12 protein-coding genes are annotated in these 9,442 nt (G+C 66.9%); 5 read left to right on the top strand and 7 right to left on the bottom strand.

The genetic code is table 11. From position 1 onward, the window contains the following. Positions 1 to 543: 543 nt before the first annotated feature. From rpsN to rpmB, 3 genes are read right to left on the bottom strand one after another with little or no spacing between them, the layout of a single operon-like run. A complete protein-coding gene (rpsN, locus tag AC1DNC_RS05710) occupies positions 544 to 849 on the bottom strand; it encodes a 30S ribosomal protein S14 (RefSeq protein ID WP_043485315.1) in 306 nt (101 codons plus the stop codon). A 4-nt stretch (positions 850 to 853) separates the two neighbouring features. After that, a complete protein-coding gene (gene rpmG, locus AC1DNC_RS05705; protein ID WP_056737121.1) occupies positions 854 to 1,021 on the bottom strand; it encodes a 50S ribosomal protein L33 in 168 nt (55 codons plus the stop codon). Further along, on the bottom strand, positions 1,021 to 1,257 hold the full coding sequence (gene rpmB / locus AC1DNC_RS05700) for a 50S ribosomal protein L28 (protein ID WP_011693744.1): 237 nt from the start codon (positions 1,255 to 1,257) through the stop codon (positions 1,021 to 1,023). The genes rpmG and rpmB overlap by 1 nt, the downstream gene beginning before the upstream one ends. A gap of 474 nt (positions 1,258 to 1,731) precedes the next feature. Between rpmB and AC1DNC_RS05695 the strand changes: the two genes are divergently transcribed. From AC1DNC_RS05695 to AC1DNC_RS05685, 3 genes are read left to right on the top strand one after another with little or no spacing between them, the layout of a single operon-like run. Next, on the top strand, positions 1,732 to 3,174 hold the full coding sequence (locus AC1DNC_RS05695; protein ID WP_476861572.1) for a ferredoxin reductase family protein: 1,443 nt from the start codon (positions 1,732 to 1,734) through the stop codon (positions 3,172 to 3,174). Beyond that, positions 3,171 to 3,701, top strand: coding sequence for an FMN-binding protein (locus tag AC1DNC_RS05690; RefSeq protein ID WP_476861571.1), 531 nt, complete (start codon positions 3,171 to 3,173; stop codon positions 3,699 to 3,701). Before AC1DNC_RS05695 ends, AC1DNC_RS05690 begins: the two co-directional genes overlap by 4 nt. 40 nt (positions 3,702 to 3,741) lie before the next feature. Next, positions 3,742 to 4,503, top strand: coding sequence for an FAD:protein FMN transferase (locus AC1DNC_RS05685; RefSeq protein WP_476861570.1), 762 nt, complete (start codon positions 3,742 to 3,744; stop codon positions 4,501 to 4,503). A 10-nt stretch (positions 4,504 to 4,513) separates the two neighbouring features. Here AC1DNC_RS05685 and AC1DNC_RS05680 read toward each other — a convergent pair whose 3' ends face one another. The 3 genes from AC1DNC_RS05680 to AC1DNC_RS05670 are packed head-to-tail and all read right to left on the bottom strand — an operon-like array spanning position 4,514 to position 7,277. Beyond that, entirely contained in the window at positions 4,514 to 5,926 is a 1,413-nt protein-coding gene (locus tag AC1DNC_RS05680; protein ID WP_476861569.1) for a GH1 family beta-glucosidase, read from the bottom strand. 39 nt (positions 5,927 to 5,965) lie between these two features. Beyond that, the gene (locus AC1DNC_RS05675) at positions 5,966 to 6,727 is read right to left on the bottom strand and encodes an SGNH/GDSL hydrolase family protein (RefSeq protein WP_476861568.1); all 762 of its coding nucleotides are present in this window, start codon (positions 6,725 to 6,727) and stop codon (positions 5,966 to 5,968) included. A gap of 55 nt (positions 6,728 to 6,782) precedes the next feature. After that, positions 6,783 to 7,277, bottom strand: a complete 495-nt coding sequence (locus AC1DNC_RS05670) for a MarR family winged helix-turn-helix transcriptional regulator (RefSeq protein ID WP_476861567.1) — start codon at positions 7,275 to 7,277, stop codon at positions 6,783 to 6,785. An 85-nt stretch (positions 7,278 to 7,362) separates the two neighbouring features. Between AC1DNC_RS05670 and AC1DNC_RS05665 the strand changes: the two genes are divergently transcribed. Continuing rightward, positions 7,363 to 7,650, top strand: coding sequence for a YciI family protein (locus tag AC1DNC_RS05665; RefSeq protein WP_476861566.1), 288 nt, complete (start codon positions 7,363 to 7,365; stop codon positions 7,648 to 7,650). A gap of 1 nt (position 7,651) precedes the next feature. On the opposite strand, the gene AC1DNC_RS05660 is transcribed toward AC1DNC_RS05665, so the two are convergent. Next, positions 7,652 to 8,476 (bottom strand): SGNH/GDSL hydrolase family protein, encoded by an 825-nt coding sequence (locus tag AC1DNC_RS05660; RefSeq protein ID WP_476861565.1) that lies wholly within the window; start codon positions 8,474 to 8,476, stop codon positions 7,652 to 7,654. Positions 8,477 to 8,930: 454 nt separating this feature from the next. On the opposite strand from AC1DNC_RS05660, the gene AC1DNC_RS05655 reads away from it, so the two are divergent. Further along, positions 8,931 to 9,425 carry an FBP domain-containing protein gene (locus AC1DNC_RS05655; protein WP_476861564.1) on the top strand — a complete coding sequence of 165 codons (495 nt, stop codon included), beginning with the start codon at positions 8,931 to 8,933 and terminating at the stop codon, positions 9,423 to 9,425. Positions 9,426 to 9,442 lie beyond the last annotated feature (17 nt).

The following is a 9,442-nucleotide window of genomic DNA, read 5'->3' as shown; positions in this document are numbered from 1 at the left end:
TATTGAGTTCTCAAACAACAGACACACCCGGCACCACCCAAACCCAACGGTCCAGGATCACTCCGGAGCAACTTTTCAAACTTACCCGATCACCAACCGCTTTGCAAACCAGCGTATTCGCCGAATTCGAAGCAATGGAAGGGTCCCCAGCCAAAAAACCAGCACGGAAATCCGCACCATTTTCCAGGCCGTTCAACAAGGGGGTCGGTCGCTATCTTTCCGCTTCAGCGGCGGCGACTCGAACTACTCTACACACCAACCCGACCCGGAACAAATCGACCCCTTAAGCAGGTGGATCCCCGGAAATCCGCGCCAGAACAGGGCGACGGACGCAGAAACCACGCCCCGGCGTCGAAAGTGGCCGGTGTGTGCTCGGTCACCGCCCGAGCCCGCGGGAGCCGAAACCCCGCCGGCCTAGGCGGAGGCAGGGCAGCCCGGACTTGCGGGCCATGCCCAAAACGCAAGCAGGCTTAAACGCAAGGAGGGCCGGCAACCATGTGGTTGCCGGCCCTCTTTCAAGCCACTGGCTTCAGGGGTGCTGAATTACCAGGAAGACTTCGTGATGCCCGGGAGCTCACCGCGGTGAGCCATGTCGCGGAAGCGAACACGGGAGATACCGAACTTCTGGAACGTACCGCGGGGGCGGCCGTCGATGATGTCGCGGTTACGCAGGCGGACCGGCGAGGCGTTGCGGGGCAGCTTCTGCAGGCCGAGGCGTGCGGCTTCGCGTGCTTCATCGGTCGAGTTGGGGTCAACCAGAGCCTTCTTCAGTTCGAGGCGCTTTGCAGCGTAACGCTCGACGATGACTTTACGCTGTTCGTTCTTAGCGATCATTGACTTCTTAGCCATGTGTTTAGCGCTCCTCTCGGAATTCGACGTGCTGGCGGATTTTGGGATCGTACTTCCGCAGGACCATGCGGTCCGGGTCGTTACGACGGTTCTTGCGCGTCACGTAGGTGTAACCCGTGCCCGCGGTCGACTTGAGCTTGATGATCGGACGTACGTCCTTGTCCTTTGCCACTAGAGCTTCACTCCTCGTGCCAGGATGGCGGCGACGACTACGTCAATGCCGCGTACGTCGATGGTCTTGATGCCACGTGCAGAGACCTGCAGGGTGACATTGCGGCGCAGGGACGGAACCCAGTAGCGCTTCTTCTGGATGTTCGGGTCGAACCGGCGCTTGTTGCGGCGGTGCGAGTGCGAAATGCTGTGTCCAAAGCCCGGCTCGGCTCCGGTCACCTGGCAGTGTGCTGCCATGACGACTCTCCTAATGAAAATAAAATGAAACGGCTGGCGGAGTTCCGCGTAGCCGTGCGACAGGCGGCGTCCGCATCCAGTCCCTACCGACTCCCGCAGGAATCCGGCAACCGGCGGAACCGGCTGCAGTCAGCACTGCGGCGAAGATTGTGGGTCACCGGCACCGGGCGGTGAACATCCGTAAGGAATCACTGCGAAGTGCCGGGATACTGGGCGAATACAGGAGTGCACGCAACTTGAGCCCCTAACTACCGGCCACCGGAAGTGCCTGATTTCTCAGCCATTTCCGCCAACCGGAGCAATTGCACACGCTCCGCGCCACCTAGCGCCTACCAAGTCTACGAGCTTGGCGAATTAAAGACCAATCCGGCCCTCCAGGGTGTATAAGCGTCCGTCGTCCTCCTGCAGGGAAGTCACATCAGCGGCGCAGTTCTTTCACAGCAAAATGAAAGGCAATGGGCAGACTCTGGATCCATGAACACACCAACCCAGACTGCCCTGCAGCCCGAGGCCCGGCGGGCGCCGGCCGGCGGCAACCCCTTCAGGGGCCAGCACCGCAGGCGGCTGTTCAAAGCGGACCTGTTGACCGTGATCGCCTGGGCGTCGGTGGCGGGGGCCGTGGCGTTGTGGCTGGCCGACGGCGGCGCTGCCGGCTTCTCCAGCGTCGCGGGGACGTTCACTGCAGCGGGCATCGTGGCAGGCCTCGCCGGGATGGACCTGGTGCTGCTCATGCTGCTCCTCGCTGCACGCCTCCCGGTCATCGACAGCGCGGTGGGCCACGACCGGGCCCTTGAGTTCCACCGCAAACTCGGAAAGCCGTCCCTCTACCTGCTGCTGGCGCACGGCCTCCTGGTCGCGACCGGCTACGGGCTGGCGGAGGGACTTAATCCCATCAGTGAGTCGGTCGCCCTGTGGGTTAATGTCCCCGACATGTGGCTGGCGTTCGTCTCCACGGCACTTTTTATCGCCGTCGTCGTCACTTCCCTGGTGGCCGTCCGCCGTCGGTTCCCCTACGAGTTTTGGTACGCCGTCCATCTGCTGACCTACGCCGCCGTGCTGACCTCGCTGCCGCACCAGTTCAGCGTCGGCGGACTGTTCGCCGAGGGCACCTGGCAGCGCTGGTATTGGCTTGCCGTCTGCATTGCGACGGGCGCCGCACTGCTGCACTACCGGGTCCTTGAGCCCATCGTCGCCACGGTGCGGCACCAGCTGCAGGTCAGCCGAGTGGTGGCCGCCGGACACGGCGTGGTCAGCATCGAAATGACGGGCCGGCATCTCGACGAGCTGGCCGGCAGCGGCGGACGGTTCTTCATCTGGCGGTTCCTCGCCCCCGGGCAGTGGTGGCACCCGCATCCGTTCAGCCTCTCGGCCGAGCCGTTGCAGCTCGACGCCGACGGCGGTGGCCGGCTGCGGATTACGGTCCGGAACCTCGGCCGCGGCTCCGCGAGCCTGGCCCGCCTGCGGCCCGGCACCCGGGTTGCGGTGGAAGGACCGTACGGGCTCTTCAGCACCGCGGCCCGCAGCCGGAGGAACGTCGTGATGATTGGTGCCGGCATAGGCATCACCCCCATTCGGGCGCTGCTGGAGAGCACCCCGTTCGCGCCGGGCGATGCGACCGTGATCCTCCGCGGCCATAGCCGGTCCGGGCTGTACCTGGGCGACGAGATTCTCGAGCTCTGCAAGCAGCGCGGCGCGACCCTGTTCCATCTGACCGGGCGCCGTCCCCGGGGCATCGAAACCTGGCTACCGGAAACCGAAGCCCGGGCCGGCTACCGGCTGGCCAGCTACGCTCCCCGCTTGGGCGACGCCGACGTCTACGTCTGCGGGCCCGCCGAGTGGGCAAGAAACGTCCTCGATGACGCGCGCCGGGCAGGCGTGCGGGAAGAGCAGCTCCATTACGAAAGGTTCGACTGGTGAGAATTCGCGCAGTAGTTTCAGCAACCCTGGCGTCGGCGGGGATCTTGGTGGCCGGCTGGCAGTCCGGAGCCCACGTGGCGAACACGGCCAGCGCCGTCGGCACGGCGGCTACCGCCGGGGCGGGCACGGAGCCGGGCACGGGGGCGGGCGGCGCCAACTCAGGCTCCGGCAATTCGGCGGGCAGCTCGGCGTCGTCGTCGGGGACCTCCGGCTCGGCCGGTTCCTCCGGATCGGCCGGAGCAGCGGCGAAGGCCGGCACCTTTACCGGCGACGTGGTGCAGACCCGCTTCGGGCCCGTCCAGGTGCAAATCACCGTCAGCGGAGGCACCATCTCGGATGTCACCGCCCTCCAGCTCACCGACGACGGCGGCCGCTCGGTACAGATCAGCAACTACGCCGCACCCCTGCTCCGCAGCGAGGTCCTCCAGGCCCAGTCCGCCAACGTACAAACCATCAGCGGCGCAACCGTCACTAGTGATGCTTATCTGACCTCGCTCCAGGCGGCCCTCGATGCAGCGCACCTCTGAGCGGGGCCGGCCGGAGCTGCGGGCCCGGACCTTCCGGTGCATGGGGACGGTCGTGAGCCTTACGGTTCCGGTCGGATCCGAGGACGGGACGTCAGCCGCCGACGCCGCACTGGCAGACGCCAGCAGCGTCGTCGAACAGCGTTTCGTGGAGCTCGATGCCCGCTTCAGCCTTTACCGCCCCGAGTCCGAGGCGAGCCGGCTGGCAAGCGGGGAGCTCTCGCTGCGGCAGGCCTCCCTGGAATTCCGGAACTGCTACGCCGACGCCGCTGAATGGCGCTTGCGGACAGAGGGCGCGTTCACGCCGGAACGTCCTGACGGGGTTCCGGACCTGTCCGGACTGGTAAAAGGATTCGCGATCAAGGAAGCCGGGGCCCTGCTGAAGGCGCGGGGGCTTAGCGACTGGTGCCTCAACGCCGGCGGGGACGTGCTGGTGGCGGGTTCACCCATCGCGGGCAGCCGGGCGGCGTGGCAGGCCGGGATCGTGGACCCACAAGACCGCACGACCCTGATCGCCGCTTACCCCTTGGGCGGCAGTACTGGTGCCAGCACTGGTGCCAGGGCGTTGGCCACCTCGGGGTCCGCTGAACGCGGTGACCACATCTGGACCCAAGGGGCCGGGGGTAGCGAATTCCGCCAGGTCTCGGTCGCCGCCGCGGACATAGTCACCGCCGATGTACTCGCGACGGCCATCGTGGCCGGCGGGGTCAGCATGCTCAACCGGGCAACCAGCGGCTGGGACATTGAAGTGCTCGCCGTCCGGAACGACGGCGGCATCCTCGCCACAGCCGGGTTCCGCGCCTGAACCTGGCCGGCTATTCCTTTGCCGCGGGCAGGGCGTTCGACGCCGCAACACGCGCGTACCAACGACCGCTCGCCTTGGGAATGCGGCGCTGCGTCTCATAGTCCACCCGCACCAGGCCGAAGCGCTGGTGATAGCCGAAGGCCCATTCGAAGTTGTCCAGCAGGGACCACGCGAAATACCCGCGGACGTCCACACCGTCCGCGAGGGCGTGGTGAACGGCCCGCAAGTGCGCATCGAAAAACGCCAGCCGTGCCCGGTCGTCGACGAAGCCCTCGGCGTCCGGAACGTCCTCGAAGGCGGCCCCGTTTTCGGTGATGTAGATCGGCACAGCGGCCGGGCCGGTGTATTCACGCTGCAGCCTGGTCAGCAGCCGGTGCAGGCCCTCGGGCTGGATCTCCCAGCCCATTCCGGTGACGGGCAGGCCGCGCGGCACCTGGCGGACGCCGTCGGCCGCGACGAGCGGCGATGCCGGTTCTCCGCCGGCCACGTCCCGGTGCGGTTCCGGGTCCGTGGTGAAGGCGTCCCCGTGGTAGTAGTTCACGCCCAGCACGTCGAGGGGCGCTGAGATGATGTCGAGATCGCCCGGCTGGACGACGCCGGCCATGCCGAGGTGGACCACGTCGGCGAGCACATCGTCCGGGTATTCGCCCTTGAAGAGCGGGTCCAGGAAGAGCCGGTTGGATTGTCCGTCGACCCTCCTGGCAGCATCGAGGTCCCCCGCCCGCCCGGGATCTGCCGGATCGGCCACCGTCAGGTTCAAGGTGATGCCCAGGGTCGCCTCGGGATCGAGCCGGCGGAGCGCGCTGACAGCCAGGCCGTGCCCCAAGAGCAGGTGGTGGACAGCCGCCAGCGCCGCGGCGGGGTCCCGGCGGCCCGGGGCGTGGATGCCCGCGGCGTAGCCGAGGAACGCGGAGACCCAGGGTTCGTTGAGCGTCGTCCAGATCCGGACCCGGTCACCAAGCGCCTCGTGCATCACCGCGGCATAGGCGGCAAAGCGCTCGGCTGTTTCCCGCGCCGCCCAGCCGCCCTTGTCTTCCAGCGCCTGCGGCAGGTCCCAGTGGTACAGCGTGACCCAGGGAGTGATGCCGGCAGCAAGCAGCTGATCGACCAGCCGCGAATAAAACGCAATGCCTTCCGGGTTCGGCGTCACGCCGTCGGGCATGCAGCGGGCCCAGGAGACGGAGAAGCGGTAGGCGGCCAGGTTCAGCTCCTGCATCAGCCCCACGTCCTCGGCCGAGCGGTGGTAGTGGTCGCAGGCAACATCGCCGTTGTGGCCGTCCGCAACGGCCCCGGGCACGCGGCAGAAAACGTCCCAGATGGAATCCCCGCGGCCGCCCTCGTGGGCGGCGCCCTCGATCTGGTACGCCGCGGTGGCCGCTCCCCACAGGAAGCCAGCAGGGAAGGTGAGGGGGCTGCTGTTCATCCTGTTGCTGCTCCTTGCATGAGGCGGCACGGCATTGGGCTAGAGGCGGGTCAGCTGGGGGTAGCGCGGCGAGAGGCCGTCGCCCGAGGACTTGCCGGTAACCCGACGCACCACCCAGGGCCCGGCGAACTCGCGCACCCAGCGGGCGTTCGCGCGGAGCGCCTCGGAACGGCTCAGCTCGGGTACCGGCGTCATCGGCGGGACATCGATCGAGTGGTCGTGTTCCAGCACGGTGAGGACCCGCTTGGCCATGTTGGCATGGCCTGCGGCGGACATATGCATGCGGTCGGTGGCCCACATGCCCCAGTCGTAATACTCGTTGAACCGCCAGTAGTCCACCAGCAGGGCATCGTGGTCCCCGGCGATGCCGCGGACGAGTTCGTTGTAGATGGCGGTCCGGCCGCGCATGGTGCCGAAAATCTTGGAGCCGCGCGCGTCGAAGCCGGTGAACATCACCACGGTGGCGCCGGTGGCCTTCAGCTTCCGGATGCCGTCGTCGTATTCCGCCAGCAGGTCATCGATGTCGATCTTGGGGCGGAGGATGTCATTCGCCCCCGCGTAGATGGTCACCAGCGTGGGTTTGAGTGCGACGGCGGCGTCCACCTGTTCGGCCAGGATCTGGCGGAGCTTCCGTCCGCGGATGGCGAGGTTGGCGTAGCCGAAGCCCGGGTCGGCTGCTCCCAGCTGCTCGGCCACACGGTCCGCCCAGCCCCGCACGCCGTTGGGGCGGCCCGGGTCGTCGTCGCCGACGCCTTCCGTGAAGGAGTCTCCGAGTGCAACATAGCGGGCTGTGAAATCCATGGAGCCAGTCTGCCATCCGTTGCTGCGAGCAACCAAGGACCCGCGGCCGGTCCCGTCAGGCGGGAGGAGGCGTGTTCTCCCGCAGGATCCAATGGCCGGCGTCGAGCCGGGACACGATCTTCTCGCCGATGCGGGCCAGGGCGGCGACGTCGTCCGGATCAAGCGCGTCCAGGAACAGGGCCCGGACGGACTCCACGTGGGCCGGCGCGAGCTCCACGATCGTGGCCATGCCGGCGTCGGTGAGGTGGGCGGTGGTGACGCGGGCGTCCCCCGGGTGCGGCCGCCGCTCCAGCCAGCCACGGTTTTGGAGCTTGGTGACAACGTGCGAAAGCCGGGACAGCGACGCGCTGGTGCGTGCCGCGAGTTCACTCATGGGCAGGTACTGCCCCTCCGCCTCGGACAGCATGGCCAGGACGTTGTAGTCGAAGAGCGATAGCTTCCCGGCAGCATGCAGCTGCGTGTCCAGCGCAGCCGGCAACAGGGTGTTGATGCTGAGCTGGGCCAGCCAGGCCCGGCGTTCGTCGGCGTTGAGCCAGCGCGGTTCGGTCATGCCTCTATTCTAGGAGCCTCGATGCTTGACGGTTCAACATCGAGGCTGCCGCCACTCTGCCGCGGGCAGGCGGTAGGCTGGCGCCATGTACGTAGTCTCCCTGACCTACAAGGTGCCCGAAGAGATCGTCGACTTCCACCTTCCGGCCCACGTCACGTGGCTGCAGGATGCGTTCGACCGCGGCGTGTTTCTGGTGGCCGGCCGCAAGATCCCGCGCACCGGCGGCCTTCTGCTCTCCAACGCCGACCGCGCCGACCTGGACGACGCCCTGGCCAAGGACCCCTTCTACGTCAACGGTGTGGCTGACTTCGACGTCGAAGAGTTCCACGCCAGCCGCGTCGCGCCCGGCTACGAAAACCTGCTGGACAGCTAGCTCAGCCGGCCAGGAGCTTCTTCAACCCGCCCTTACGTGGGACTTTCACCGGGGCGGGCCAGCGCGGGCTGAGCTCATCCCCCAGCGTGACGCCGCGGAGTTTGCGGCCAAAGAGGGGCAGCACCCAATCGTGCACCCAGCGGCGCTGCCGGCGTTCCCAGTCGCGCAAGCCGAGCCTGGCGGGGGGTTCCCACTCCTTGAGGCTGATGTTGTGCGGCACGCCGAGATGGTCCAGGACCTGCGCTGCAAGGTATTTGTGGCCGGCCTTGGACATGTGGAGCCGGTCCGCATCCCACATCCGGGGGTCGTGGAAGGCATCGAAGCACCAGTAGTCCACCAGCACCGCCCCGTACCAGGCAGCCAGCTCACGGACGCGCCGGTTGTAGAGGGTGTTGCGACGCTTCAGCGGTTCCAGCAGCACGGAGACTTTAACGTCGAAACCCGTGAACAGGACCACGGTGGCGCCGCTTGCAGCCAGCTTCGCCACCAGATATTCGTAGTCATCCATCAGATCGTCGATGTCGGTTCCGAAATCCAGGATGTCGTTGCCGCCGGCATACAGGGTGACCAGGGTCGGTTCCATGGCGAGCGCCGGTTCCAGCTGTTCGGTGATGATGTGGCGGAGGCGTTTGCTTCGGATCGCGAGGTTGGCGTATTCCCACCCGGGTTCGGCTTTGGCCAGCTTCTCCGCGACCCGGTCCGCCCAGCCGCGGACCCCGTTGGGCAGGCGCTTGCTGCGGTCTCCCACGCCCTCGGTGAACGAGTCCCCCAGTGCAACGTAGATCCGCCGTCCGCCCGGTCCCGGTTTTAGAAGGTTCTCGGCCACCCGTCCAGGCTATCCAGTGCAGTCGACCGGCAAGGAACGGCGGCGTGAACACCAGGGGACAGCAGCGAACAGCAGCTGAACCGCGTGCTTTACCCGGGCCGGCCGGGGCCGGGGTTGCAGCTTGAAACTGGACAGCAAGGCCGGGCTTTGCAAGGATGGGGCCCGCCGGTGCAATGGAACCGGCCGTGAATTCGGAAAGAGATAGGGGAAGTGAGCATGCGCATCGCAATGATGACCGCTGCCACGGTCAGCGGGGTGGCCACTTTGGCCTGCTACGCGGCCGCGCAACTGCCAGCCCTTTCCCGGCAATCCGCGCCCGCCGCTGCCTGATTCCCCGGAAGCACCCGGTTCACACCGGAGTCGAATGCTGGCAGTCCCCCTGCCCACCTACCGGCCCCCTCCCGTGCTGCTGCCCGCCCGGGGCCGGAACCATCCGATTCCGAAAGATTCAGCCATGCAAAAACTCACTCCCCAGCAGATCCGCTCGTCCTTCATCAATGCGAGCCGGTCCGAAGCCGCAAAACTCAACCTGCCCAAGAACTTCGACACCCTGGACTGGGAGAGCCTCGACTTCCTCGGCTGGCGGGACGCGAAGATGCCGCTGCGCGGGTACCTGGTAATGCCGGGCGCGGACGGTCCCACCGGAATCATGCTCCGGGCCCCTGAAGGCGGCGCCAAGAAGAACCGTTCAGTCCTGTGCGAGCTGTGCCGCGACATCCTCTCCAAGGACGATGTGCTGCTCTGGGTAGCCAAGCGTGCCGGGCAGTCCGGCCGCAACGGCAACACGGTGGGGACCTTGATCTGCGCCGAATTCGGTTGCTGCCGCAACGTCCGGGTCGAACCCCCGGCAAACGAGATCAACCCGGATCCGGCCGCCGTCGTGCTGCGCCAGATCGACGGCCTGGCAGGGCGGACCACACAGTTCCTGCAGCGCGTGCGGACAGCGTAGCGCCGCCACAGCCAACG

It is taken from the genome of Arthrobacter sp. 01N442 (assembly GCF_056399345.1).
Note: the sequence above shows the minus strand (reverse complement) of the source record. Positions and strands in the feature narration are given on the sequence as shown.

Bases quoted from the DNA above. Each gene is read 5' to 3' on its own strand.
- AC1DNC_RS05675 (WP_476861568.1), bottom strand. From the start codon at position 6,727: ATGGATTTCACAGCCCGCTATGTTGCACTCGGAGACTCCTTCACGGAA.
- rpmB (WP_011693744.1), bottom strand. From the start codon at position 1,257: ATGGCAGCACACTGCCAGGTGACCGGAGCCGAGCCGGGCTTTGGACAC.
- AC1DNC_RS05695 (WP_476861572.1), top strand. From the start codon at position 1,732: ATGAACACACCAACCCAGACTGCCCTGCAGCCCGAGGCCCGGCGGGCG.
- AC1DNC_RS05680 (WP_476861569.1), bottom strand. From the start codon at position 5,926: ATGAACAGCAGCCCCCTCACCTTCCCTGCTGGCTTCCTGTGGGGAGCG.
- rpsN (WP_043485315.1), bottom strand. From the start codon at position 849: ATGGCTAAGAAGTCAATGATCGCTAAGAACGAACAGCGTAAAGTCATC.
- AC1DNC_RS05685 (WP_476861570.1), top strand. From the start codon at position 3,742: ATGGGGACGGTCGTGAGCCTTACGGTTCCGGTCGGATCCGAGGACGGG.
- AC1DNC_RS05655 (WP_476861564.1), top strand. From the start codon at position 8,931: ATGCAAAAACTCACTCCCCAGCAGATCCGCTCGTCCTTCATCAATGCG.
- AC1DNC_RS05670 (WP_476861567.1), bottom strand. From the start codon at position 7,277: ATGACCGAACCGCGCTGGCTCAACGCCGACGAACGCCGGGCCTGGCTG.
- AC1DNC_RS05665 (WP_476861566.1), top strand. From the start codon at position 7,363: ATGTACGTAGTCTCCCTGACCTACAAGGTGCCCGAAGAGATCGTCGAC.